The following is a 25701-nucleotide window of genomic DNA, read 5'->3' as shown; positions in this document are numbered from 1 at the left end:
TTTTATGCTTACTGCAATAGCTGGAAAATCAGATAGAATCGAGAGTGTGACTTGCAATGGGGGAGAAGTTTTTCTTAAATCTGAAAAGTCCATACTCAGGCTTCGTTTATATTTTGAAGATGTGCTCCGAGTGTCCTATTCTGAAAATGGTGACTTTGATAAAAGACAAGGCGAGGGGATGCTGCTGTCAGATTTGACTTTGCTGAAGCAGGATGATTATTCGCTGACAGAAAGTGCTGAAGAAATTATTGTTCGTACTAAGGGACTTGCTGTTCACGTTTGCAGGGCATCCGGGGCTGTAAAGGTATTTAAGCTTTCTGGTGGTGCAAAGGGCGGACAGGTAGAGGAAGCACCGCTTTTTTCTGAAGCCTTTGAGCATAGCCATTCCATTGAAAAGTTTGATGTTTATAAATCTGTCGGCCAGATAAAAACAGAAGAAGTGAAAACTGCCGACGGCCTAAAAAAACGGGTGCTTGCCGCAGATAAGGAATATGTTGAAAGTCTTTATCATACAAGAGTGAACTTTGCTTTTGCTTCCAATGAAAAACTTTTTGGTCTTGGACAGATGGAAGAAGGGGTGTGGAACTATCGCGGCACTACCCAGTATCTGCATCAGGCAAATAAAAAAATCGCAATTCCATTTTTGATTTCCAGTCGTGGTTATGGTTTGCTTTTTACAACACAGAGTCCCGCAGTTTTTAGTGACACGCAATATGGTTCTTACTTTTATACAAATGCAGATTATTATCTTGATTATTTTGTGATTGCACCGGCCAGTTTTTCTAAAATCATTGGACGTATGCGTTCCCTTACAGGAAAGGCAACTTTGCCACCAGATTTTGCACTGGGGTATGTTCAGTCTCAGGAGCGTTATGAAAGTCAGCAGGAGATTCTGGATACTGTTGCAGAATTTAAAAAGCGGGACATCCCTCTCAGTCTGATTGTTCTGGACTGGCTTTCCTGGGAGGATGGAATGTGGGGACAGAAATCCTTTGATAAAAAACGCTTCCCGGATATTCCTGCTATGGTAAAAAAGCTTCACGAAGATGATGTTCATTTTATGATTTCCATCTGGCCGACAATGGACGAAAAATCAGAAAATTATAAAGAGATGAAGGAAGCGGGTACTCTGCTTTCCGGTGTGAATATCTGCAATGCTTTTGACAAGGCCGGCCGCGAGCTTTACTGGAAGCAGGCAAAAAAAGGCCTTGCTGACTTAGGTGTTGAAAGCTGGTGGTGTGATTCAAGCGAACCTCTCACGCCGGAGTGGGGCCATATAGAAAAGCCGCTGCCGGAAAATAGTTATGCTGAATATCTTCAGGCAAGCGGCGACATCATGCCCCCTCAAAAGGCAAATGCTTACGGTCTTTATCATGCTCGCGGAATGTTTGAAGGACAGACTCGCGATTTTCCGGACCGCCCTGTACTGACTCTTACCCGAAGCGGTTACCCAGGAAGTCAGCGTTACGGAGTTACACTCTGGTCTGGCGATACCTCTGCAAAATGGAGCGTTCTCAAAAATCAGGTGGTGCAGGCCTGTCAGTTTGGCCTTTCGGGCATTCCTTACTGGACTGTTGATATAGGAGCTTTTTTTGTAAAGCGTGGAGAAGCCTGGTACTGGAACGGAGATTATTCTGAGGCAAACGGCGACCCGGCCTATCGCGAATTATATACAAGATGGTTTCAGTTTGGAGCTTTTCTTCCAATGTTCCGCGCCCATGGAACAGACTGCCGCCGCGAGCCCTGGGCCTTCTGCGACAAGACAAATGTTTTTTATGACACACTTGTTAGTTTTATCAAACTTCGTTACAAGCTTCTGCCTTATATAAAGCAGGTGGCTCAGCGGGTTAGTGAAAATGACGAAAGTTTTATAAGGCCGCTTTTTATGGAGTTTAATGATAAGTCACTTTTTGATATTTCGACTCAGTTTATGTTCGGACCTGAAATTATGGTTTGTCCGGTAACTAAGTCATTTATTGATTTTGAAAAATACGAGCTGGCAGATGCTGCTGTGCCTTATAAAACTTCACCTCTTATTGATGTTTATCTTCCTGCTGATTGCGATTGGTATGATTTCTGGACAGGAGAAAAATTGAAGGGCGGTCAGTGGATTAAAGCAGAAGCTCCAATTCAAAAAATGCCACTCTTTGTGCGGGAGGGAGCAGAGATCTAGATATTGCGAGGCACTTCGCGACGAAGCAGTCTATACAATGATATACAATGACGAATCTTGCATTTTCTGTTAAACTATCATCATGAAGAAAACAAATGCAATGCGCATCCTTGATGGACTTGGAATTCCTTACGAGACTGCTGAATATGAAGATGACGGCGAGCACGAGCTTGCAAAAGGAGCTGCTCTCCGCTTGTCCGAAAAACTCGGTGTTGCTCCTGAAACTGTTTTCAAGACAATCGTAATGCGCACAGAAAGTAAAGAAATCTGTGTATTCTGTCAGAGCGCAGAATCAGAAATAAATCTCAAAAAGGCCCGCCAGGCTGCAGGCTGCAAGGAAATCGGCCCTGTGCGCCCAGAAGAACTCTTAGCACTTACCGGTTACATCCGCGGCGGCTGCACTCCAATCGGCATGAAGAAAAAATTCCGCACCTTTATCGACGAAACTGTAATCCTTCACGACCAGGTCTGCATCAGCGGTGGCCAGCGTGGTGTGCAAATCAAAATTGCACCCAACGACCTTATTAAAGCTACCGACGCTACAGTAGTTGATCTTGAACTCTAGGACAGGGAGACCCTTTGCCTCATGCCCGACAAAACCTACATCGCAATCGACTTAAAGTCTTTTTATGCCTCTGTGGAATGCCGGGAACGGTTGCTGGACCCGCTTACGACTAAGCTTGTTGTGGCGGACAAGAGTCGTACCAGTAAAACTATCTGCCTTGCGGTTACCCCGGCTCTTAAGGCTTACGGGCTCAGCGGGCGGTCGCGGCTTTTTGAGGTTGAGGCTAAGGCCCGGGAATTCAAAAGACAAACCGGAAAGGATCTGGACTACATTGTGGCTCCGCCCCGCATGGCTCTTTACATCCAGTATTCAACCCGCATTTACAATGTTTACCTCCGCTATTTTTCGCCTGAGGATATTCACGTTTATTCTATTGATGAAGTTTTTATTGATGCGACAAGTTATCTGCCATTTTATAAGCTGAGTGCCCACGAGCTTGCTGTAAAGGTAATTCGCGAGGTACTGCATGAAACCGGAATTACAGCGACTGCCGGCATCGCTCCAAATCTCTTTTTGTGTAAGGCTGCCATGGATATTGTTGCAAAGCATATTCCTGCAGACGAGGATGGAGTTCGCATTGCTGAGCTTGATGTTACGGGCTTTCGACGTCAGCTCTGGAATCATCAGCCGCTGACTGACTTCTGGCGGGTGGGGCGGGCTACAGCTAAGAGACTTAACAAATATTTTATCCGAACCATGGGGGATATTGCCCGAACTTCGCTTGATAATCCCGATCTGCTTTTTAAGGAATTTGGAATTGATGCGGAGATTTTAATTGACCACGCCTGGGGACTTGAACCGGTTGGTATGAAGGATATAAAGAATTATAAATCTGAAGCGAAGAGTCTTGGGAGCGGGCAGGTGCTTCATGAGCCTTATACTTTTGAAAAAGCAAAAATCATTGTGAGGGAGATGGCGGAACTGCTTGCACTTGATTTGTTTAAGAAGAAGCTTGTTGCAGAGTCTGTTACTCTTCAGGTGGGTTATGATGTAGAAAGCCTTAATCTAAAAGATTTTGATGGAGAAGTGGTGCGCGATTTTTATGGCCGCGAAGTTCCAAAGCCTGCCCACGGAAGTGCTTCGCTGGGCTCGGAAACGAATTCCTCGCGTGCTATTGTAGATGCCTTTGTGGAACTTTTCGAAAGAATCACAAATCCTGCATGGCTGGTGCGCCGCGTGAATATCACTGCAAATAATACAAAACCTGAAAGCCTGCGGCAGCCGGGACTTTTTGATGAAGTTGATGAAAAAGAAGGTGGCCTCAATCAGGAAAAAGAAAACAGTTTGCAGAAGGCCCGTCTGGAAATCATACGCAAGTACGGCAAGAATGCAATCTTAAAAGGAATGGACCTGGAAGAGGGTGCCACAACAATAGACCGCAATTCTCAGATAGGAGGACACAAGGCGTGAAAGACGACAAACGTCATGCTGAACTTGTTTCAGCATCTATGAATGAGATCCCGAATCAAGTTCGGGATGACAGTGCTTCGTTTCGGGATGACAGTGATTCAAAATATTCCGATATCCTCGACTATGACTGGAATTATGATTCTCTTCCTAACCGCATGCCACTTTCGCAGCGGGCAAAAATCTTCCTGCCCTTTGCGGCTCTTACAGGCTTTGACGAAGCAATCCAAAAAACAATAGATCAGGAAATTGCAGAGTTAGGGGAGTAATTTTTACCCTTAGATTTTTATACTTTACCCCCGCAAATCTGCATCTTACCAAAAAGCCCCTTGTGCGCTCAAAAAATTGCCCTTATCATGCAAATGTAACTTGAAAAACAGGTCTTTTGGAGGCTAATATGAAAAAGGCAAAGAAAGAGTCGAAAAGTAAGGCAAAAGGAGGCGCTATGGTCGGCAGAATTATTTGGGAACTTGTTAAATTTTGTATTACAGCTTTTATAATCACAAATATCGTAAATATCATTTTGATGGGGCCATTGCTGCCACGCTTTGAACGTCATGCAAAGGGCGGAAAATATTTTGTGAGTCCGACTGCCCAGACAGTAAGGACTCCTGCCGGCTCATATTTTGAGTTTCAGCAGGGCGGTGGCTGTGCCGGTTTTTCATCAGCTTTTGTGCTTCGTCATAGTGGAGTGCAGATTGGCGGCGAAGAAGCCTTTAAGGAAGTGCCTTTTCAGATGAAGGGCGGACTTGCTTTTCCAAAGGGAATCACAGGCTTTTTCAAAAAGCGAGGAATCAAAATGACAGCGTGTACAGGAAACTTTGCTGCCCTGCAGAATGAGCTTGAAAAAGGACGGCCGGTAATTGTTGTAATCCGCTCCTTTGTAAATAAGAGTTACCTGCATTTTGCAACTGTTACAGGTTATGACGAAGAAAAGCTTTACCTTGCAGATTCAATTCAGAGTTGGGTAAATGTTGATAAAGATGGAAAGGCTATAGAGCCGGCCCTCGATACAGCACCAACCAGCGGGGAAACAGTTTATTACAATAGAACAATTCCGCTGGAAGAGTTCAAAAAACTCTGGAACACATCAATGCTGAAAATGCCTTTGTACCGGAATATGTTCTATGTTTGTAAAGGCTAACATCCAAAAAGCTCTGCCGCTTTTTTCATGCGGTCTGCAATCTTTACTTCAAAGGGGCAGCGGCTTTCGCAGGCTCGGCAGGCTATGCACTCGGCGGCCTTGTGGGGAATAAGCTCGTAGTGAGACTGAATGCTTTGAGGAACTGTCGGCTGCTGTTTTGCAAGGTCGTAAAATTTATTTACCATGGCAATATCAATATTTGACGGACATGGCTTACAGTGACCGCAGTAAGTGCACTGCCCCTTATAGGAATGATAAGGAGCATTTGCAATTACAGAGGCATAATCTTTTTCGTCTGGGCTGGCGGTTTCGTAAGCTACGGCCTGATCTATCTGGACTGTAGTGTCATAGCCGCACAGAATGGAGCTTACCGCAGGCCGGGTTAAAGCATAATGAATGCACTGGGCTGGAGTAAATGCAACTCCAAAAGGAGAATTTTCTGCATCAAAAAGCTTGCCGCCTAAAAAGCCCTTCATGACGGTTATGCCAACATCTTTTTCTTCTGCAAGGCGGTAGAGCTCAGCGCGCTCGGGATTAATGCCTTTCATGTTGTCCTCGTACCAGCCGAACATCTGCATAAGGTCTTCGCTCGGAGGCTGCATGTCAAAGGCCGGATTAATGCTGAATAGAATCATCTCTACAAAGCCGGAAAGAACTGCGCGTTTCGCCATAACAGGATTATGGGTGCTGAGTCCTATGTGGCGGATTACTCCGCGCTCATGAAGGTCTTTTACATAATCAATAAAGGGGCCGTTCATACTGTTGTTCCAGTCTTCTTCCGAATCAATATAGTGAATCATTCCAAGGTCAATGTAGTCGGTTTTAAGGCGGGCTAACAAATCTTCAAAGGCAGGCTTTACAAATTTCATATCGCGGGTGCGTACATACTGCCCGTTCTGCCAGGTGGAGCCGACGTGCCCCTGAACATACCATTTGTCGCGGCAGTCTTTTATTGCCTCTCCAATTATGTCGCGGGATTTTGGGTCTGGCATCCAGCAGTCGATTATGTTTATTCCTTGCTCCTGTGCATATTTTATGAGGCCAACAGATTCATCAAATTCGTGCCGTTCCAGCCATTCACCGCCAAAGCCAATTTCGCTTACCATGAGGTTTGTTTTTCCAAGTCGTCGTTTGTTCATAAGAGGGTCTCCAAAGTCTGTGATTTTAGTATATATCTCACCCGCTTTTTATGCTAGAATCAAAAAAGGATTTTATATGGAAAATAAAAAAGAAATCAAAGATATCCGCATTGGTTACCCGGATTGCTGTTTTATGGCAGATGATAACTGGTTCCGCTACAGAAGCGGCGCAATCATAATTGAAGACGGCTGCTTTCTTGTTGTGAAAAGCGAGACTTCAAAATATTTTTATACGGTTGGCGGCGGCGTGCACATGAATGAAAAATCGGAGGAGTGCATTGTTCGCGAGGTTCGTGAAGAAACTGGCGTTGATTACGAGGTTGACCGTCTTGCTGTAATCTGCGAAAACTTTTTTAAAGAAAAAAATCTGGGATACGATCCTCTCCACTGCCATGTAATTGAGTTTTATTACCTTATGAAAAGTCGTGGCAAAAAAGATGCAAAGTGTAACAGCATCGGCTGGGATAATGCAAAAGAGTCCATTCACTGGATTCCCCTGAACAAGCTGCCAGAGTCAGACATCCGCCCGGAATTTTTGCGCACCCGCATGAATGAGATTTTAGAAAACAAGGGTGTGCTTCACATTGTTAATGATGAAAGATAATTAAATGGGCTTTTTTGTCAGATACATAACATAAGTGTCATTAAAGATTATTTTGTTATCATGGGCTAACACTGCCTTGTGCAGGCCTTCAAAAAACTTAGTTTTGTAAGGCTCGGCAATTACCATATGGTCACAGTGGGTGCCGCTAAAGGCAACATATTCGTCAGCAGTCATTTCGCGTTTACCGTAAAAGTCCCGTTCTTCAAAATCTACATAGCCGTAGTTTGTAGCGTTCTGGTAATGGAAGGAACGGTGAGGATAGGGAGTCTCTGGTTTAAAGTATTCATCATAGATTTTCTGAATATCATCGTGAAGGGCCGGATTTGTGCTTTTGTATTCAGACTTTGTGAGCAGCATTGCAAGGGTGCCGCCGGGAGCAAGAAGGTCATAAGTTTTTGAAAAGGCGATATCTTCCGGGATCCACTGAATTGTTGCAGCTGAATAAATCAGGTCGAACTTCTGCCCTTCAAAATCGTGCGTGATAAAATCATCATTTACGATATGGAAGTTTGGGCGGTCGCCGTATTTTTCCTTCATTTTTGCATAAAGATGTTCACCCAGCTCAATTGCATTGTAGTCGCAGCCAGTGTTTAAAATCGGCTCGGTTGCCTGTCCGGTCCCTGGTCCTATTTCCAGCACTTTTTTACCCGGTCCGATTTTCGCATAAGCAATCAGACTGTCAAAAAGTTCCTGACTGTAGCGTGGTCTGAACTTATCAAACTGTTCTGGTATTGTGTCGAAAATTTTTCGGAATTCCATTTTTTAATTCTCCTTTTTATAAATCCAGTAGCCGTTAAAGGCAACGCCATCTTTTGCGACAAGCAGATTATCTGTTTTTTCAAAACCAAAGGCTTGTGCGGCAACGGCTCTTTCAACTGCATAAAGAGGAATCTTTGTAGCAAGCTGTTTGCAATCAAACATTTCAAAGGAATGTGGAATTATCAGTGACATGATTTCTTTCAGTACCTCTGCTTTTTCATAAGAACTGCCGACATCAAGTCGCAGAATTCCAGATTTATTAAAGGCATCTTCCGAAAGCCGTTTGAACATTTCAATTGTACCGATTACCTTGCCTGTCGACTTTTCAATAATCGCCCAGCGGACAAACCATTTTTCTTTATAAGAATAAAGCCAGAAATTAATAGCCTTATTCATAAGTTCTTTTGTGTGATAATAAAAATTATCGCCGTCACAATTGTCACTGTTGAAAAAAGGGAGTGCATTTTTGTCGCTATAAACCTGCAGCAAATTATCAGAATCAGATTTTTCCACAAAGCGCAAAAGCCATTTTTCACTTTCAAAGGTTGGACATTCTTCGTAAACGTTTTTCATGGTTTCATTATATCATATAAGAATTGATAAAAATACCTACAAAACTAATATTTTCTGCATTTTTGTAGGTAATATTGGCAAGAACAAAATGATATGTATCCTACAAAATAAGGAATTTTACATATTTTGTAGGAATCCCGAAAAGAAAGATGCTACTCAGTTTTCCATATACGAGATACTGAAAAGTCTTTATACTGAAATAATGGAAGAAAACCCAAATTACAAAAATCGAAGCGTCGCAATAGTAATCCGCGATGGAAAAATCTTAATGGAAAGACTCTGTTACAAAGATGAAAATAATGGCAAGGAATTCTTTTCGGTGCCAGGTGGTGGCATAGAAGAAGGAGAGACTCCCGAGCAGGCAGCCATTCGAGAGCTTAAAGAGGAGTGCGGCCTGGACGGCACAATTGTAAAGCCGCTTGCAGTTATTTATTCTCACGGAAGAAAAGAATATTCTTTTGAAGTTGCAGTTCCAGAAGATCAGCAGGCAATTACAGGTTACGATCCCGAAGAAGCCGGCTCTGACAATCCTCCTCTCAGAGAAGTTGTCTGGAAAAGTTTGAACGAAATCAGCGAAAAAGACCGTGCATTCTTGTGGTCTTACGGTCTCCTTCAGGTTCAGAATTTTTATGAAACAATTGTTAGTTGGGGTAATGAAATCTCTTATCCGGGAAAGTAGGAATGCTACGCCGATGCAGGTGATGGTGTAAGTGATAGACAAAAGTTTCTGCTTTGCAAAAAAAGTCGAGAAAATCATTTCAATCAGACATATAATAAAAATATGTTCAGTGAAAAAGAAGAAAAAGTTTATGAGCTTCAGAAATTTATTTTGTCTCATCTTTATGAAAAATTAACTCTGGAAAATCTTGCAGTCCAGGTGGGCTTGTCTGAATGGCAGTGTTACAGAAATTTTAAGGAAGCGGCCGGAATCAGTATTGCAGATTATATCCGTCGGGCAAGACTTTCAGAAGCGGCAAGAAAGCTTAGGGAAGAACAAAAGAAAGTTCTTGATGTGGCCCTTGAAGCGGGCTATGACAGTACAGATGGATTTCAGCGGGCTTTCTTTACAGAGTTTGGATGTAATCCTGCGGAATATGAAAAATCAGATATTTCAATACTTAGCTATGTTCCTTATGACATTAAGTACCGCAGCAAGGATTTATACAAAGCAGAAAGTGGCAGACTGGATAAGATTCAAGTTGATAACGGCAAGGTCTTTGATTTTGGAAAAACTGCTGAATACTACGGCCGCTTCAGAGATATTTATCCGCAATCACTTTTTGATAAATTGTATTCTCTTGGAATTGGAAACGCCGGCACAAAATGGCTGGATCTTGGAACAGGCACCGGAGTCTTCCCAAGAAATCTCTATCAATATGGAGCTGATATAACTGCAACAGATATTTCGGAAGAGCAGCTTGAAATTGCAAGAAACCTTTCGTTAGGATTGGATAACATTCATTATGAAAAAGTGGCTGCAGAAGAACTTAATTTTCCTGAGCATTCTTTTGATGCAATTACAGCCTGCCAGTGCTTCTGGTATTTTAATCCTGAGCTTGTAGTTCCAAAAATAAAATCACTCATTAAAAAGGGTGGGGTTTTCTTAAAGCTTTATATTTCATACTTGAAAGAAGAGCCTGTAACTCAGGACAGCAACGCACTAATCAAAAAAATCAATCCATCCTGGCATGGGGCAGCAAGTGCACTTGAAGATTTACGCCGTCATTATTTTGAAGAACCTCAGCTTGAAACTTTCATTACAGAGATTCCATTCACCCGCCAAAGCTGGCATGGACGAATGCTTGCAAGTCGCGGTGTAATGGCCAGTATGAATGAAGAAGAGTTGCTTCAGTTTGATAAAGAACACCGCACCATGCTGGAAGAAAAATACCCTGAAAAGTTCAGCATCAAACATAAAATCTTTTTGACCTGGTATAGATTCTAATGATGATTCTGCGAAGTGCAAATATATTAAAATTGACGAGATATAGCAATGTATAGCAATGTATAAAAAAGACTTGCTTATATGCGCCAAATGGCGTTATGATAAGAGACAGTTGGCTTGTGTTTCAAAATCACTTTTTAATTGGGGGGTGCATATGACAAAGACAAAACAATACACACCTGTAAATTGTCGCATTATGGCATCAAAAGGTGTACCTAAGAATGAATATAACAGTTTTATTCATGTAATCTTTAAATACACAGATAAAGATTTTGCTGGCATTGCAGGTACCAGTGCCAGAACACTTTCCAGACTCAAATCAGATCAGAATATTCCTCAGCAGGCGGCAGAAGTAACAATTTCTCTCATGAGGGCTTATGAAAAAGCAAAAGAGATTTTTGGCTCTCAGGAAAATGCTGTAAAATGGTTGAAATCTCCAAATAGTGTACTTGACGGGATAACTCCTGTAGAAGCAATGAGTTCCCGTTTTGGCGCAGAAGAAGTTATGGATATTCTTGGCCGCATTGAATACGGTGTTTTTTCATGATTGTATTCAGAATCGCACGAAAAGAACGTATAGAAGATTTGTCAGGACGAGGCGCAGAACTTTTTGGCGGGCGCTGGAATGAAAAAGGCTATCCTGCTTTATACACCTCATCTTCCTTGTCTCTTGCTGCTCTGGAAATCCTTGTTCATACAGACAAATCAATGCCACCTGTAAATATGGCTTATGCTTCTATTTATGTTCCAGATTCTTTTCTTTCAATGAAAATCTTAAAGCTTCCTTCTGATACTACAGAAATAGAATACGGTACAAAGTGGCTCAAAGAAAAGTCTGGTCTCATGCTTAAAGTTCCTTCAGTTATTCTTCCTTATGAATATGAGCATGAGTGTAATTTGATTCTAAATCCCCTGCATGAAGATTTTAAAAAAGTTTTTATCAACGAAGTTCATGATTTTTCTTTTGATGGTAGATTGGTGTAATTATCAATTTAATAAAAAAACAGCAGAGCCGTGTGACTCTGCTGTTTAGGTTTTATATGACTTTTTTGTTGACCTGTCATTCCCGGGCTTGACCCGGGAATCTTTTATCCGAAAATCGGTCTAACTCTGTTTACAGTATCACAAGCTGCAAGCTTTGCGATGATGTCGTCGGTTACAACGCCGTCTACGTCGATGATGTTGTATGCAACGTCGCCGCGTGCCTGGTTGATGAAGGAGCTGATGTTGAGCTTTGCTTCACCGAGGATTGTTGTGAACTTAGAGATTGTATCAGGAATGTTTTTGTGGCTGATGCAAAGACGTGTTCCGCCCTTTGGAATTGGGTTGTCTGTAACTGTCTTAGGGAAGTTTACAGAGTTTACGATATTTCCATTTTCAAGGAAGTCCTTAAGCTGAGCTGCTGCCATGATAGCACAGTTGTCTTCTGCTTCCGGAGTTGAAGCTCCAAGGTGAGGCATACAAACAACCTTTGGATGATTCAAAAGTTCTTCTGCGGCAAAGTCTGTGATGAGGCAGCTTACTTTTCCGCTGTCGAGGGCAGCAAGAATGTCTGCATTGTTTACAAGACCACCGCGGGCAATGTTGATAATGCGCACTCCGTCCTTCATGTTTTTGATAGAAGATGCATTAATCATTCCCTTTGTGTCGTCTGTCTGTGGAACGTGGATTGTGATGTAGTCGCACTTTGCATAAAGTGAATCCAAAGTCTCAGCAATCTTTACTTTCTTATCAAGCTTAAGAGCTGCGTTTACAGAAAGGAATGGGTCGTAGCCCCAAACGTCCATACCAAAGTGGAGGGCGAGGTTAGCAACCATAGCACCAATAGCACCAAGACCAATTACACCGAGAGTTTTACCCATCAGTTCAGGACCAACAAACTGGCTCTTACCTTTTTCTGCGAGGGCAGGGATTTCGTCTCCCTTTCCGGCAAGGCCGTTTGCCCACTTGTTAGCTTCGATTACAGGGCGGCTGGAAAGCAAGAGTGCAAGAATAACAAGCTCCTTTACAGCGTTAGCGTTAGCACCAGGAGTGTTGAATACAACAACGCCCTTTTCTGTGAGTTCTGGAATTGGAATATTGTTAGTTCCGGCACCGGCACGAGCTACAGCCTTTACATTGTCAGAAAGCTGCATGTCGTGCATTTCTGCAGAACGAACAAGAATAGCATCCGGATTATTGATTTCAGATGCGATTTCATAATTATCACGGTCGAGCTGGTTGAGACCCACGCTCGCAATTTTGTTTAATGTCTGAATTTTGAAACTCATAGTCTTTTCTCCAAAGTGTCACCCCGAACTTGATTCGGGGTCTTTTTTAATAAAATCCTGAAACAAGTTCAGGATGACGTTTTATTTATTCTCAGTAGCAAATTTTTTCATGAACTCAACAAGTGCCTTAACACCATCAAGTGTCATAGCGTTATAGATAGAAGCGCGCATACCACCAACAAGTCTGTGGCCCTTGAGGTTTACGAGACCTGCAGCAGCTGCGGCCTTTACGAACTTGTCGTTGATTTCCTTTTCTTTTGCGGCAGCGGCTTCGTCGTCTGCGGCGTGGTTGCTGTACTTTGTAAGGAATGGAACGTTCATCAAAGAGCGGCTTCCAACTTCAGTTGTTGCGTGATAGAAGTTGCCTTCGTTGTTATCGAGGTAGTTGTAAAGGTAATCAGCCTTTTCCTTGTTGCGCTTGAGCATACCTTCAGCTCCGCCGTTTGCTTCAATCCAGTGAAGAACTTTTCCAAGCACGTAGATAGTGTAGCATGGAGGAGTATTGTACATAGAATCATTATCAGCATGAGTCTTGTAGCAGAGCATAGTAGGAGTTCCGGCGCGGCAAGCTTCTGGCTCACAAATCAAATCTTCGCGGATAATTACGAGAGTAACACCAGCAGGAGCCAAGTTCTTCTGAGCACCAGCGAACAAGAGGCCGAACTTGCTAACGTCCAAAGGCTCACTCAAAACGCAAGAAGAAATATCAGCTACGAGAGGAATCTTTCCTGTGTCAGGAATGTACTCGTAGTGAGTTCCCATAATTGTATTGTTGAAGCAGATGTAAGCGTAATCATAGTCGCCTTCAATCTTTTCAACCTTTGGAATATAAGAATAATTCTTGTCTTTGCTGCTTGCGATGATATCAACATCAACGCCAAGCTTTTTAGCTTCGGCAGCAGCCTTCTTTGCCCAGACACCAGTTTCGATGTAGGCAGCCTTTCCAGTGTGAATACCAAGGTTTTCAGCAACCATAGCAAACTGAGTAGAACCACCACCCTGAACAAAAAGCACCTTGTAGTTATCAGGCACGTTCATCAGCTTGCGAACCATAGCCTCAGCATCCTGAATGATTGGCTCATAAGCCTTAGAACGGTGACTCATTTCCATTACCGACTGGCCAGTTCCATTATAATCCAGCATTTCTGCTGCACAAGCATTCAAAACCTCTTCCGGCAGGCAGCTAGGTCCCGCACTAAAATTGTACACTCTTGCCATACATCGACTCCTTCGTCTTTTTATTTTAATTTACCATTTTCAGTGCCGTAATAACCGACACGTTTTCAATCTTTATACCATCCGGCACCTTAAGCACCGCACGTGTCATATTCACAATTCCCGTGACGCCGGCCTTTACCAGCCTGTCGCACATTGTCTGTGCATCCTTGTCGGCCACCGTCAGAATTGCAAGCCGGATGTTTTCTTTTTTAATCACCCAGCTCATTTCTGTTGCAGGGTAGAGAGGGAAGGTGGAACGGAGAATCTCAACGCGGTTTACGTTAGAATCAAAGCCCGCCTTAATCTTAAAGACGCTTCCTTCTGTGGTTGCGTCATCAAGCAGGGCTGCTCCAAGTCTGTTCAAGCCCACAATGCAACAGTTGACTTCTTCGGATTCAAAGCCGAGTGCCCGTCCGATTGCTTCCTGCAAATCGTCTTTAAGGTACCCGTTTGAAACACCTTTGTTGTATCCAAGCAGCCATAGGTCGTGGCGAATCAGCGAATCTTTCCAACCGGTAATCTCGCTGATCTGTACCGAAGTTATTTTTTCGCTCTGCCAGCCTTGCAAAAGATTCTGCAAAATCAGCATGCGTTTTCTGGTTACTTCTGGAAGGTCAACAATTGCGCTCATTATAGGCTTTCCTCCTGCCTTGTGGAATCAAATTTATGAGACAAAAGTGTGAATTTTGAGGAAATCTTATCAAAAATGGCGTAAATTTGCAAATACTGTTAAAACCTTAACAATAATAATGGGGTTCAGGTTAAAAAAAAGAGGATCCGGAAAAACTATAAAAACCGGACCCTCTAAAAAATTAGGAGGCAAATTAATTAGTGTGCGTAAGCAACTGCGATTCCAGGTGTAATCTGTGTCTCAAAGTAAGACGCAACCTGTTCCTCGAACAGCTGATCAAGCATCTTCTGGTATGACAGGATTTTGCCAACATAGTTCAAAGTAGACTGTGGAGTCTTGTTTGAACGAACACGGCCGGTTCCTGCATTGTACATTGCAAGTGCAGAAACTTCGTTTCCGGCTGTTTTCAGGCAAAACTTAAGGTGCGCCATACCATATTTTGAACTAACGAACGGATCAAAAAAATCTGCTTCTGAAAGAGCAGGGAAGGAGTTGCTGTTCAACTGGAAAAGTCCCCTGTCAATCGTTGTGTTCGCATTTCTGTTCGTTGCGTTCGAATTATAATTGCTTTCTGTATGAGCCAATGAAAAGGCTAAAGAAAGCGGAATGTCATTTTTTTCAGCTTCTGTAATAATGGCCTGTGTTACTTCACGGTTTCCAGTAATCTGGAAGTAGAACCATTCTACTGCTGAACGTGATAGCGGCTGACGGTAAAGTGCAAGACCGCTATCGTAATCGTCTGTAAGGCGATTCAAAGAAACTTCAGAAAAGTAATCCTGAAAAGCTGCTGAAAGTTCTTCTTCAGTTTCTTCAGATAAATCAATTATAGTTAGTGGCTCAGCAACTACTGGCTGAACCGGTTCCGCTGCATTAGGCAGTAACATATATACAAGAAGAGCTGCAGATGCTAAAACAATGCACAAAAAAGCAGTGAGGAACCATGTACCCGCAAGTCTGTTCTGTTCGTGCTTAGACTGCATAACTTTTTCCCCTTGTTCTCTCGTTATTGCGGAGTATAATGCCACAAATGAAAATTTAAATCAAGAGAATTTTGAAGAAAAATAGTGAATTTTCTCGAAAATTTTACTTTTCTTTCGCAGACAGTGCGGTTTTTTGCGTTATTTCGCAAGAAAACGTTTTCTAGTATAAGACAATGTCATCTGATAGCGGATTTTCTGCCTTGGTGAAATATACGTACTGAGCGTGTTTAATGGCCAGAGTCTCCATAAAAGCCCCTTTATCCTTAAGCTGGGCCGGGAGTTCAAGTCCTGCTACGCTTACGCAGTCCTTTACGCGGCGGGCAGTGTGATTATAGGCGTTAATAAAAAGCTCTTCCTGCTCTGGAGTTTCTAAAGCCTTGTCTACAACAGGAACAAGTACGGCATACTCGCCTGCTGCTTCCAGGGACTTGAGCTGGTCGCGAAGACCTGCCAGATACTCTTCGTTGTAGGCTTCGTCTTCGAGCTCTACTGTGCTCCATGGAATATCAATGCGCTTGAGGGTATCAGTGTCTACCTCGCTGCCATCAGCAATTTTATAAAGTTTTTTGTTTTTTACTGTAAAAATAGGGTCAAGTTTCATGTTTTTTCCTCAAAAAAAAAAGACCTTTACGCAGGGCATAAAGGTCTTGAAAAATCAAAATTAGATAATCCTATTCAGTAAGAATGCGGATTACTTCTGCCTTATCCTGTGTATCAAGAATTTCCTGGCGTTTTTCAGGGCTCTTGAACAAAAGGCTTACTTCAGCAAGGAACTGAAGATGTGGACCAGTCTTGTTTACTGGTGACAAAGTCATAATGAAAATGCGGCATGGTTCCTGATCCAATGAATCAAAATCAACAGGATTATCAGAAATACCAATGCATGCAACCAGGTCTTTTACTGTGTCAGTCTTTCCATGAGGAATAGCGATTCCGTGCTTCATACCTGTAGACATCTTGCGCTCGCGGTCCAAAACACATTCGCGTGCTGCGTCCTTGTCAGTAACCTTTCCAGCCTTGAACAAAACGTCAATCATTTCATCAACGATTTCTTCTTTAGTTGTTCCCTTCAAGTGAAGATTTACTGTGTCTGTTGTTAATACTGTTCTTAAGTCCATATTTTTATATTATTTCCACTTGCAAAACTTGTCAAGGGTAAAACTACCTATTAATAGAGAAAAAATAAAAATAATTTTATTTAGAAAACCTTTAAAAAAAACTAATTACCCATTGACAAAGTAGGTAATAGGCCTTATAGTAAAAATTGTAATACCTAGTAAACGAATAGGAAATAAAAAAAGCCCCGAAGCCAGAATTTGTTTCAGGGACGGGGTGACATAATGATTACACAAGGAGACTACTATGAGCAAGATTAAACAGAGTGCATTGGAATTGATTGGCGGAACACCGCTTTTACAGTTGAACGGATATTCAAAGGCAGCAGGAGTAAAAGACGCAACAATCCTTGCAAAGCTTGAATACCTTAATCCGGCAGGAAGCGTTAAAGACCGTATCGCACTTGCAATGATTGAAGATGCAGAAGAAAAAGGTCTGCTTAAGCCTGGTGCAACAATCATCGAGCCAACTTCTGGCAACACCGGAATTGGTCTTGCCGCAGTAGCCGCAGCAAAGGGTTATAAGGCAATTCTTACACTGCCGGACACCATGAGTGTTGAACGCCGCAATCTTCTTAAGGCTTACGGTGCAGAGCTTGTGCTTACAGAAGGCGCAAAGGGTATGAAGGGAGCAATTGCCAAGGCAGAAGAGCTTCAGAAGGCAACACCGGGCAGCATTATTCCTGGCCAGTTTGTAAACCCTGCAAACCCTGCAATCCATAAAAAGACAACAGGCCCGGAAATCTGGGATCAGACAGACGGAAAAGTAGATATTTTCGTTGCCGGTGTTGGTACTGGTGGTACTTTGACAGGGGTTGGCGAATATCTTAAGTCACAGAATCCAAACGTAAAAGTTGTAGCAGTTGAACCAGCAACAAGCCCTGTTCTTTCAAAGGGAACAGCCGGTGCACACAAAATCCAGGGAATCGGAGCAGGCTTTGTTCCGGACGTTCTCAATACAAAGATTTACGACGAGATTCTTCCAATCGAAAATGAAGACGCTTTCACAGAGGGCCGTGCCTTTGCCCGCAGCGAAGGTATTCTCGTAGGAATCTCAAGTGGTGCAGCTCTTAAGGCAGCAAGCATTCTTGCAAAGCGTCCTGAAAACAAGGGAAAGACAATCGTAGTTCTTCTTCCAGATTCAGGCGACCGCTACCTTTCTACACCGCTTTTCAGCGATAATTAATTATAGGGATTGGGGGCGACGCCCCCAATCCCCGCCTTGACGCAAGCCCGGCTCGTAATTACTATCACATCTATGCGAAAAAAAATCATACTTGAATGGATAAAAATTGTTTTAGGACTTATCGTTTTTGCCTTTGGCGTTCACCTTACGATTTTTGCAAATATAGGCCTTGCTCCCTGGGACTGTCTTGGCATGGGTATCTCTTATCATACACCCCTTAATTACGGCCTCGCTATGACAATTATGGCCCTGGTAATTCTCGGGATCGATATCCTTATGAAAGAAAAAATCGGCTATGGAACAATTATAGATGCCCTTATTACCGGAAACCTTGTTCAGCTTTACAATACACTAAATCCCTTTCCTTTGAACGAAAGCCTGCTTCTGGGTGTGATTTACATGCTTACAGGCTTTGTCTTTATGGCTCTGGGAATGGCAATTTATATGAAGAGCCAGCAGTGCTGCGGCCCCCGCGATGCCCTGCTTGTAGGCCTTGGAAAAAGAATGCCTAAGCTCCCGATTGGAATTGTAGAAATTATTTTGTGGGCAGCGGTTCTGCTTGGCGGCTGGCTTTTGGGCGGCCCTGTTGGAATAGGTACTGTAATAGGAACCTTTGGCGCGGGTCTTGTTATGCAGCTGGTTTATACAGTAATTCATTTTGAACCGAGAAAGCTGCAGCACCGCGGTGTTATTGAAATTTCAAAAATTCTTGTAAAAGGAAATTAGACAATTAAAGTTCGATCATAAAAATCCGGAAAAGTATTCTTCTGAAATGCTTAAAAAAAATTATTACCTATTGACAAGGTAGGTAATTGCGGTGTATATTCTGATTTATAAACCTAGTAAACAAGTAGGAATATAAATCTAATTTTATAACCATTCTGGAGGAGACTTTTATGGCAAAAAGCTTTTCGGAACTTAAAGAATCACATCCTTGCTTTGGCTCTCATGGCGCCACCACCGGTCGTATACATCTTCCGGTTTGTCCGGGCTGTAACATCGCCTGCCGCTTTTGCGAGCGTTCAATCAACATAACAGAAAACCGGCCGGGCGTAACCTCCAGAGTACTTAAACCGGCAGAAACTATTCCTCTTATCAAAAAGGCTCTTGAGCTTAGTCCGGAAATCAAGGTAGCAGGAATTGCAGGTCCTGGCGATACTCTTGCCAGTGACAATGCTCTCAAAACCTTCCGTCTGATTGGGCGTGAGTTTCCTCAGCTTATAAAGTGTATGAGCACAAACGGCCTTTTGCTTGCAGAACGTGCTGAAGAAATCATAAAAGTCGGAATCGACAGCCTTACAGTTACAGTTAATGCCGTAGATCCCGAAATTGAAGCTCAGCTCAACGACTACATCATCTGGCATGGCAAAAAAATCGATGGGGTAGAGGGTGCAAAAATCCTCATAGAAAATCAGCTTGCAGGAATCAGAAAAATTGCAGACGCCGGAATTACAATCAAAGTAAACACAGTGCTTGTTCCCCGCATAAACGGAGCTCACATAGCAGAAATTGCAAAGACAGTAGCTGCTGCCGGGTCAAAAAAATACAATATCATTCCTCTTATTCCAACAGCAAAGCTTGCCGATGAACCGGCTCCAACCTGTCAGGATATTCACGAAGCCCGCGCTGCTGCTATGCCTTACATCGAGCTTTTTCTTCACTGTAATCACTGCCGTGCAGATGCAGTTGGTGTACCGGGCCGTACAGAGTTCTCGAAAGCCCTTTATGCAAATTTCGGTACTAACGGAATAAAGGAAAACTTCTCTCATGGCTGATAAGGCTTCAATATCTTCAATTTATAAAGTTGCCATTGCCTCTACAGACGGTGAGACCGTAAATCAGCACTATGGCAAGGCAGAAAAATTTTATATCTACTCAATAGATGACCAGGTGGGCTATGATCTGGAGGAAGAAAGACATGTGCAGCCAGTCTGTATGGACGGCGCCCATGAAATTTCCAGAATGAAAAAAAGTGTTCTCAATTTTACAGACTGCCGCTATATAGTTGTATCCCGCCTTGGGGCTGCAGCAAGTGCTACGCTGGCTGCAGCTGGAATTACGGCTATGGAGCTTCCGGGCAGCATAGACGACGCAATTCTTCGCGTCTGGAAATACAATCAAATTCAAAATTTATTTAATTAATTTTGAATAACCTATTGACAAGGTAGGTAATAGTTTTTATATTGTTATTACCTAGTAGAATAGTAGGTAAAAAAAAGACTGTTATTGCCTGTACTATCTGTGGAATTGTCTGCAGATTTATACGGCAATCTAAATATGGAAAAAGGAGCATACAATGGGCGAAATCAGACAGATTGCAATTTACGGAAAGGGTGGAATTGGTAAGTCCACAACCACACAGAACCTTACAGCAGGACTTGTTGAGCATGGAAAAAAGGTCATGGTTGTTGGCTGTGACCCTAAGGCTGACTCAACTCGTCTGCTTCTTGGAGGTCTTGCACAGAAAACTGTTTTGGACACAATCCGCGACGAAGGTGAAAACGTTGAACTCGACCGCATTATGAGAACAGGTTTTGGCGGAACACGCTGTGTTGAATCAGGTGGTCCAGAGCCAGGAGTTGGATGTGCAGGACGCGGTATCATCACTTCTATCAGCATGCTTGAAAATCTTGGTGCTTATACAGACGACCTTGATTTTGTTTTTTACGACGTACTTGGTGACGTAGTTTGTGGTGGTTTTGCTATGCCAATCCGCGAAGGTAAAGCTAAGGAAATCTACATTGTTGCTTCTGGTGAAATGATGGCTTTGTATGCTGCTAACAATATTGCAAAGGGTATCAGCCGTTACGCAAAAGCCGGTGGTGTTCGCCTTGGTGGTATCATCTGTAACAGCCGCAACGTAGACCGCGAGCTCGATTTGCTCCGCGCCTTCTCAAAGGAACTTGGAACACAGCTCTTGTATTTCGTTCCTCGCGACAACATTGTTCAGCGTGCAGAAATCAACCGTAAGACAGTAATTGAGTACAAGCCGGATTCAGCACAGGCTCAGGAATACCGCAACCTTGCAGAAGCTGTAATCAATAATACAAACTTTACAATTCCAACACCAATGACTCAGGAACGTCTTGAGCAGATTCTTCTTGAGTACGGTCTTATGGATATGGCTGACGATTACAAAATCTAAAAAAAATACAGGAATAAAGAAAGGAGAAAACTATGGCAAAAATTTACGATTCAATTACAGAACTTGTTGGACATACACCACTTGTTGAATTTCATCGCTTGGAAAAGGAACTTGGTCTTAAAGGACGCATTGCAGGAAAACTTGAATATTTTAATCCTGCAGGTTCTCACAAAGACCGTGCTGCTCTGGAAATAATTGAGCGTGCTGAGGAACGCGGCGAAATCAGTCCGGAAAAAACAACTCTTGTAGAGTTTACTTCCGGCAACATGGGAATTGGAATTGCGGCTATTGCTGCAGCAAAGGGCTATAAATTCAAGGTTGGAATTCAGGATGGAGTTTCTGTTGAACGCAAAAAACTTCTTGAAGCGTACGGTTCTGAACTTGTAACTCCTCCAAAAGAATTAATTGCCGGAGTTTTTGAAAAGGGTATTGAAGCTTTCAATGATGTTTATAAATGGATGATTGATACAACACCAGACAGCTGGACAACATATCAGCTTGCAAACCCGGATAATCCTGGTGCCCACTACAAGCATACTGGTCCTGAAATCTGGGAAGATACAGATGGTAAGGTTGATATTTTTGTTGGTGGTGTTGGAACTGGCGGAAGCACACATGGTGTAAGCAAGTTTTTAAAAGAAAAGAATCCTTCTGTTAAAACCGTAATTGCACAGCCAGATAAAGCTGATGTTGAGCATCCTGTAGTTCAGGGTGTAGAAGACGGTGGCTTCCATGGAATCCATGCTGTTCATGACGAAAACGGTCTTAACCCTATGGCTCCTACAAACTTTAACGAAAAAGTTGTTGATGAATATGAAACTGTAACTTATGCAGAAACTCTTCGAGCAATTCATCTTCTTGCTCACTATGAAGGAATCTTTATTGGTGCTTCAAGTGGTGCTGCTCTTGCAATTGCAATCAAGCAGGCTTTGCGCGATGAAAATAAAGGTAAGCTTATCGTTCCACTTTTGCCTGATAACGGTGAGCGTTATTTGAGCGAAGACTTACAGCATGTACGCGAGGACGTAGAGAAGAAAGCAGGATTTTAAGGGCGCAGCCCTTTTTCCCCGAAATTATAGGAGCATTAAAAAATGGCAATAAATACAAACTCATCTAACGTGGCGACTCGCGAGAATCGTATCGGGTCGATCACTGGTTATATAGGAGACTTAAAGGATCTGGCAGAAAAATCTGAATGCGGAACACTCAAGGGCTGTTCCCGCTGTTTCAGTCAGTCTAGTTCCTGCTTGTCTTCCTGTGCACTCGGTCAGCTTAGTGCAATCAGAGACATTGCTGTAATTCACCACGGACCTGCAGGCTGTTCTGTTGCTAGCGCAGGCACTTATTATCTTGATAAAGTAATGGCAAAAAAACGCGGCGTAACTACAAGTACGGTTTACGTCGGAACTGATATGAACGAGCAGGATACAATTTTCGGCTCAACTTCTCAGCTTGCAAAAATCATACGTCAGGTAAATGAACGCTATAGTCCAAAAGCAATTTTCGTTGCAAGTTCATGTGCAACTGGAATTATCGGAGAGGATATTGATAGCGTTGTAGATGAAGCCCGCGATGAAATTGGAATTCCGATTGTTGCAGTTCACTGCGAAGGTTTTAAGTCTCGTATCTGGGCAACTGGTTTTGATATTGCAGACCACGCGGTTTTGTCTTCGATTGTTCAGCCGCCGAGAGAGGGCGTTAAATCAAATAAAATCAACTTTAAAAACTTCTACGAAAGTGCACGTCCTGAAATCATAGAAATCTTTAAGAACTTTGATCTTGATCCTGTTTTCCTTTATTGTAACTCGACTGTTGATGAGCTTTCGCATATTTCGGAATCTCTTGCTACAACCTGTATCTGCGGTACTCTGGGAAACTACCTTGGAAACGGACTTGAAGAAAAGTACGGTGTTCCTTATGTGCGCTCGATTAACCAGAGTGGAATCGTCGGCTTTGAAACCTGGCTTCGTGAAATTGGCCGCGTAACAGGCCGCTCAGAAAAAGTTGAAAAATACATTGAAGAGCAGCGTGCAATTTACATTCCTCAGATCGAAGAAATCAAAAAGGAACTTAAGGGACTGCGTGCGGTAATCGGAATGGGTCCTGGTTATACTTTTGAAGTTAGCCGCGTTTTGAATGAACTTGGCATTGAAGTAGTGTGGGCTCTGGCATGGCACTACGACAAAAAATATGAAAACGGAGATGTCCCTCCTAGCATGAAGTATCTTCTGGAGAATAATATTAACTTTGAGGCTAGTGTTTCTGACCAGCAGAACTATGAGGTTATGAATATTCTTCACAAGTACAAGCCTGATTTATATTTGTCACGCCATCCGGGGTCAACTGTATGGGCTATCAAAAACGGAACGAGTGCAGTTTATGTTGCTGATGAATATATGATTTTCGGTTACAAGCACACTCTTGAATTTGCAAAGACAATTCTGGATTCAATCCGCAACAGAAGCTTTGAACAGAATCTTGCAAAGCGTGTAAAGCTTCCATATACCGACTGGTGGTACAAGCAGAATGTTGACGCTTTCTTTGAGCAGTCGAAATCAGAAGATAAAAAAGTGGCGGGGGCAAACTAAATGGCAAAATTACTTGATAAACAGAGATATAAATGTGCACTCGCTTCTATGCAGACAGTGCAGGCAATAACACGCGCAATTCCGATTCTTCATTCTGGTCCTGGTTGTGCGCAGAAACTTTCTGATGGAACCGGAAGCTCGGGATATTTTTCTCCTAACATTTTCCCTTGTACAAGTATCAATGAAAAGGATGTAGTATTCGGTGGTACAAAAAAACTTAAGAGTACAATTGAAAACGCCCTTAAGGTTATTGATGCAGACTTGTATGTAGTTCTTACAGGTTGTATTCCGGAAATTGTAGGTGATGATTCGGGCGAAATTGTAAGTCAGTTTGAAGATGCAGAAAAGCCTGTAGTTTATGCAAATACTGCGGGATTTAAGGGGAACAACTACAAGGGTCATGAGCAGGTTGTAGATGCAATTATTGAACAATACCTTCCTCGTGTAGAAGGCGTAGAAGGCACGGCCACTCAAAAAATCAAAGGCCTTGTAAACATCTGGGCTGATGTTCCTTATCAGGATTTGTTCTGGCTTGGAAACTTTCGTGAGCTCGAAAATCTTTTGCGCGAGCTGGGGCTCACTCCGAATGTTATTTTCGGTTATGGTCACGGAATTAAAAATATTGACCTTGTTCCAAAAGCAGAGTTCAATCTTTTGATTTCTCCATGGGTTGGCCTGAAAAACGTTCAGAAGCTGGAAAAGAAATTCGGAACACCTTACCTGCATTATCCGGTTCTTCCAATCGGCGCAACAGAAACAAGTAAGTTCCTGCGGGCTGTTGCAGAGTTTACTAAGGTTCCTTCTGAAAAAGTAGAAGCCGTAATTACTGAACATGAAAAATACTTTTATTACATCATCGAACGTTATGCAGATCTCTTCCTGGAAAACCGCGTAATCAACAAGCAGTTTTCTGTAGTGGCAGACGCTCAGTATGCCCTTGCGGCAACTAAGTTCCTTGTTAACGACCTGGGACTTTTCCCTGCAAAGCAGTTTGTTACAGACGATACTCCAAAAGAGTATCAGGAAGCAATCCGCGGGGAATTCAAAAAGCTCAATTACGGAATTGAGGCTGAAGTGGACTTTAATACCGACAGCTACCAGATTCACGAGGAAATCAAAAAGCACGATTACCATGGCTATCCTCTGGTTCTGGGAAGTTACTTTGACAAAGAGATTACCGGCGAGCTTAAAGGAAACTTCCTGAATGTGTCATGGCCTTTTCAGGATCGTGTTGTAATGGATACTTCTTATGTTGGATACCGTGGTGGTATAAAGCTGATAGAAGATATCTATTCGGTTGCCGTTCAGAGATTTAACTAATCTTCTTATGACAATTCAGCAGATACGCTATTGTTTGGGAGTCGCAGATTGCGGCTCCTTTAACAAGGCGTCTGAAAAACTTTATATTTCTCAGCCATCGCTCACAAGCAGCGTTCATGATCTGGAAGCTGAATTAGGCTTTGAGATTTTTAAGCGAACTTCTCGCGGTACAAGTCTTACAGAAAGGGGGAGTGAGTTCCTTTTAGATGCAAGACAGCTCTTCCAGAATTATGAGTCACTCTTAAATAAATATACAGGGCAGGAAAAGAAATCTTTTTCTGTTTCTGCCCTGTATTACGCTTTTGCCAGAAAAGCCTTTGTTCAGGTGGTAAAAGAATTTTCCGATATGGATTACGATTTTTCCTTCTGGGAAAAGCGTGCTCTAAATGTTATTGAGGATGTAGCAGCCGGTAACAGCGATATAGGACTTTTATATCTAAGTGAACGAAACCGTGAGGATATTTTAAAAAGACTTGCGGCTAATTCTCTGGTTTTTACACCTCTTACCGAATGCGGTGCCTTTGTTTATCTTCACAAAAATCATCCTCTTACCAGAAAGAAATGGATTTCGCTTGAGGACCTTAAGCCTTATCATTTTGTGACTTTTGATACCGACGACGTAAAATCTTTTTTTTCAGATGAAATAATCAAAAGCTTTGGTCTGGATCAGCCTATTACCGTTGCAGACAGAGCTACAGAATTAAATCTTATTAAAAATTTAAACGGTTATACTTTTCTTTCAGGTGCTTCAGAAGAGCAGGCACGTGAAGACGAAAGTGAAGACTTTCTTACCATTCCTCTGCAAAGTCTGCATGATTCTGATTCAACATCATTCAGTCTAGGCTATATTATTAAAAAGGATTCAAAAATAGGAAAGCCGGCAAATCACTATATTTCAGCTGTGAAAAAAATCCTGGGAATAAAATAGCGTGATAACAA

The 25701-nt window shown here is 42.6% G+C and carries 28 protein-coding genes; 19 read left to right on the top strand and 9 right to left on the bottom strand.

Going from position 1 to position 25701, the window contains the following annotated elements; genetic code table 11:
• The first annotated feature begins 4 nt into the window (after positions 1 to 4).
• The 5 genes from G626_RS16085 to G626_RS17520 all read left to right on the top strand — a co-directional run bounded on the left by G626_RS16085 (position 5) and on the right by G626_RS17520 (position 5289).
• Entirely contained in the window at positions 5 to 2173 is a 2169-nt protein-coding gene (locus G626_RS16085) for a glycoside hydrolase family 31 protein (protein ID WP_033421758.1), read from the top strand.
• 82 nt (positions 2174 to 2255) lie between these two features.
• Entirely contained in the window at positions 2256 to 2738 is a 483-nt protein-coding gene (gene ybaK, locus G626_RS0109480) for a Cys-tRNA(Pro) deacylase (protein WP_022932550.1), read from the top strand.
• Positions 2739 to 2759: 21 nt separating this feature from the next.
• Positions 2760 to 4148 (top strand): Y-family DNA polymerase, encoded by a 1389-nt coding sequence (locus G626_RS0109475; protein ID WP_022932549.1) that lies wholly within the window; start codon positions 2760 to 2762, stop codon positions 4146 to 4148.
• Positions 4145 to 4414 (top strand): hypothetical protein, encoded by a 270-nt coding sequence (locus tag G626_RS16080; RefSeq protein WP_022932548.1) that lies wholly within the window; start codon positions 4145 to 4147, stop codon positions 4412 to 4414. The genes G626_RS0109475 and G626_RS16080 overlap by 4 nt, the downstream gene beginning before the upstream one ends.
• Before the next feature lie 128 nt (positions 4415 to 4542).
• Positions 4543 to 5289: a C39 family peptidase gene (locus G626_RS17520; protein WP_022932547.1), complete on the top strand. Its 747-nt coding sequence runs from the start codon at positions 4543 to 4545 to the stop codon at positions 5287 to 5289.
• On the opposite strand, the gene G626_RS0109460 is transcribed toward G626_RS17520, so the two are convergent.
• Entirely contained in the window at positions 5286 to 6428 is a 1143-nt protein-coding gene (locus tag G626_RS0109460) for an aldo/keto reductase (RefSeq protein ID WP_022932546.1), read from the bottom strand. The genes G626_RS17520 and G626_RS0109460 overlap by 4 nt on opposite strands.
• A gap of 76 nt (positions 6429 to 6504) precedes the next feature.
• Here G626_RS0109460 and G626_RS0109455 point away from each other — a divergent pair, with 76 nt between their 5' ends.
• Positions 6505 to 7032, top strand: a complete 528-nt coding sequence (locus tag G626_RS0109455; RefSeq protein ID WP_022932545.1) for an NUDIX hydrolase — start codon at positions 6505 to 6507, stop codon at positions 7030 to 7032.
• Here G626_RS0109455 and G626_RS0109450 read toward each other — a convergent pair whose 3' ends face one another.
• Both G626_RS0109450 and G626_RS0109445 read right to left on the bottom strand, forming a co-directional pair.
• Positions 7033 to 7791, bottom strand: coding sequence for a class I SAM-dependent methyltransferase (locus G626_RS0109450; RefSeq protein ID WP_022932544.1), 759 nt, complete (start codon positions 7789 to 7791; stop codon positions 7033 to 7035).
• A gap of 3 nt (positions 7792 to 7794) precedes the next feature.
• Positions 7795 to 8364, bottom strand: a complete 570-nt coding sequence (locus tag G626_RS0109445) for a GNAT family N-acetyltransferase (protein ID WP_022932543.1) — start codon at positions 8362 to 8364, stop codon at positions 7795 to 7797.
• 202 nt (positions 8365 to 8566) lie between these two features.
• Here G626_RS0109445 and G626_RS17515 point away from each other — a divergent pair, with 202 nt between their 5' ends.
• From G626_RS17515 to G626_RS0109425, 4 genes are all read left to right on the top strand, one after another.
• Positions 8567 to 9043, top strand: coding sequence for an NUDIX hydrolase (locus tag G626_RS17515; protein WP_196800476.1), 477 nt, complete (start codon positions 8567 to 8569; stop codon positions 9041 to 9043).
• Positions 9044 to 9145: 102 nt separating this feature from the next.
• Positions 9146 to 10309, top strand: a complete 1164-nt coding sequence (locus G626_RS0109435; protein ID WP_022932541.1) for a helix-turn-helix domain-containing protein — start codon at positions 9146 to 9148, stop codon at positions 10307 to 10309.
• 154 nt (positions 10310 to 10463) lie between these two features.
• Positions 10464 to 10856 carry a type II RES/Xre toxin-antitoxin system antitoxin gene (gene parS, locus G626_RS17510; RefSeq protein ID WP_022932540.1) on the top strand — a complete coding sequence of 131 codons (393 nt, stop codon included), beginning with the start codon at positions 10464 to 10466 and terminating at the stop codon, positions 10854 to 10856.
• Entirely contained in the window at positions 10853 to 11293 is a 441-nt protein-coding gene (locus G626_RS0109425; RefSeq protein WP_022932539.1) for an RES family NAD+ phosphorylase, read from the top strand. The genes parS and G626_RS0109425 overlap by 4 nt, the downstream gene beginning before the upstream one ends.
• 104 nt (positions 11294 to 11397) lie before the next feature.
• Here G626_RS0109425 and G626_RS0109420 read toward each other — a convergent pair whose 3' ends face one another.
• The 6 genes from G626_RS0109420 to G626_RS0109395 all read right to left on the bottom strand — a co-directional run bounded on the left by G626_RS0109420 (position 11398) and on the right by G626_RS0109395 (position 16526).
• The gene (locus G626_RS0109420; protein WP_022932538.1) at positions 11398 to 12579 is read right to left on the bottom strand and encodes a 3-phosphoglycerate dehydrogenase family protein; all 1182 of its coding nucleotides are present in this window, start codon (positions 12577 to 12579) and stop codon (positions 11398 to 11400) included.
• Between the two features lie 81 nt (positions 12580 to 12660).
• On the bottom strand, positions 12661 to 13797 hold the full coding sequence (serC, locus tag G626_RS0109415) for a 3-phosphoserine/phosphohydroxythreonine transaminase (RefSeq protein WP_022932537.1): 1137 nt from the start codon (positions 13795 to 13797) through the stop codon (positions 12661 to 12663).
• A 25-nt stretch (positions 13798 to 13822) separates the two neighbouring features.
• Positions 13823 to 14428 (bottom strand): CoA-binding protein, encoded by a 606-nt coding sequence (locus tag G626_RS0109410; RefSeq protein ID WP_022932536.1) that lies wholly within the window; start codon positions 14426 to 14428, stop codon positions 13823 to 13825.
• A 197-nt stretch (positions 14429 to 14625) separates the two neighbouring features.
• A complete protein-coding gene (locus tag G626_RS0109405) occupies positions 14626 to 15408 on the bottom strand; it encodes a transglycosylase SLT domain-containing protein (protein WP_022932535.1) in 783 nt (260 codons plus the stop codon).
• Between the two features lie 160 nt (positions 15409 to 15568).
• Positions 15569 to 16009 carry a hypothetical protein gene (locus G626_RS0109400; RefSeq protein ID WP_022932534.1) on the bottom strand — a complete coding sequence of 147 codons (441 nt, stop codon included), beginning with the start codon at positions 16007 to 16009 and terminating at the stop codon, positions 15569 to 15571.
• A 70-nt stretch (positions 16010 to 16079) separates the two neighbouring features.
• Positions 16080 to 16526, bottom strand: a complete 447-nt coding sequence (locus G626_RS0109395) for a PTS sugar transporter subunit IIA (RefSeq protein WP_022932533.1) — start codon at positions 16524 to 16526, stop codon at positions 16080 to 16082.
• A gap of 244 nt (positions 16527 to 16770) precedes the next feature.
• Here G626_RS0109395 and cysK point away from each other — a divergent pair, with 244 nt between their 5' ends.
• The 9 genes from cysK to G626_RS0109350 all read left to right on the top strand — a co-directional run bounded on the left by cysK (position 16771) and on the right by G626_RS0109350 (position 25690).
• Positions 16771 to 17709 carry a cysteine synthase A gene (gene cysK, locus G626_RS0109390; RefSeq protein ID WP_022932532.1) on the top strand — a complete coding sequence of 313 codons (939 nt, stop codon included), beginning with the start codon at positions 16771 to 16773 and terminating at the stop codon, positions 17707 to 17709.
• A 72-nt stretch (positions 17710 to 17781) separates the two neighbouring features.
• A complete protein-coding gene (locus tag G626_RS0109385) occupies positions 17782 to 18435 on the top strand; it encodes a YczE/YyaS/YitT family protein (protein ID WP_051142220.1) in 654 nt (217 codons plus the stop codon).
• Positions 18436 to 18605: 170 nt separating this feature from the next.
• Positions 18606 to 19484 (top strand): radical SAM protein, encoded by an 879-nt coding sequence (locus tag G626_RS0109380; protein WP_022932530.1) that lies wholly within the window; start codon positions 18606 to 18608, stop codon positions 19482 to 19484.
• A complete protein-coding gene (locus G626_RS0109375; RefSeq protein WP_022932529.1) occupies positions 19477 to 19851 on the top strand; it encodes a NifB/NifX family molybdenum-iron cluster-binding protein in 375 nt (124 codons plus the stop codon). Before G626_RS0109380 ends, G626_RS0109375 begins: the two co-directional genes overlap by 8 nt.
• Positions 19852 to 20005: 154 nt before the next feature.
• Positions 20006 to 20854 carry a nitrogenase iron protein gene (gene nifH / locus G626_RS0109370; RefSeq protein ID WP_022932528.1) on the top strand — a complete coding sequence of 283 codons (849 nt, stop codon included), beginning with the start codon at positions 20006 to 20008 and terminating at the stop codon, positions 20852 to 20854.
• A gap of 32 nt (positions 20855 to 20886) precedes the next feature.
• The gene (locus G626_RS0109365) at positions 20887 to 21903 is read left to right on the top strand and encodes a PLP-dependent cysteine synthase family protein (protein ID WP_022932527.1); all 1017 of its coding nucleotides are present in this window, start codon (positions 20887 to 20889) and stop codon (positions 21901 to 21903) included.
• A 42-nt stretch (positions 21904 to 21945) separates the two neighbouring features.
• Positions 21946 to 23442, top strand: a complete 1497-nt coding sequence (locus tag G626_RS0109360) for a nitrogenase component 1 (protein ID WP_022932526.1) — start codon at positions 21946 to 21948, stop codon at positions 23440 to 23442.
• The gene (locus G626_RS0109355) at positions 23443 to 24762 is read left to right on the top strand and encodes a nitrogenase component 1 (RefSeq protein ID WP_022932525.1); all 1320 of its coding nucleotides are present in this window, start codon (positions 23443 to 23445) and stop codon (positions 24760 to 24762) included.
• On the top strand, positions 24740 to 25690 hold the full coding sequence (locus G626_RS0109350) for a LysR family transcriptional regulator (protein WP_156003283.1): 951 nt from the start codon (positions 24740 to 24742) through the stop codon (positions 25688 to 25690). Before G626_RS0109355 ends, G626_RS0109350 begins: the two co-directional genes overlap by 23 nt.
• Positions 25691 to 25701 lie beyond the last annotated feature (11 nt).

The organism is Treponema bryantii NK4A124, assembly GCF_000421345.1.
GTDB classification, from domain to species: domain Bacteria; phylum Spirochaetota; class Spirochaetia; order Treponematales; family Treponemataceae; genus Treponema_D; species Treponema_D bryantii_B.
The sequence above is the reverse complement of the archived record's forward strand: the minus strand, read 5'-3'. Positions and strand labels throughout refer to the sequence as shown.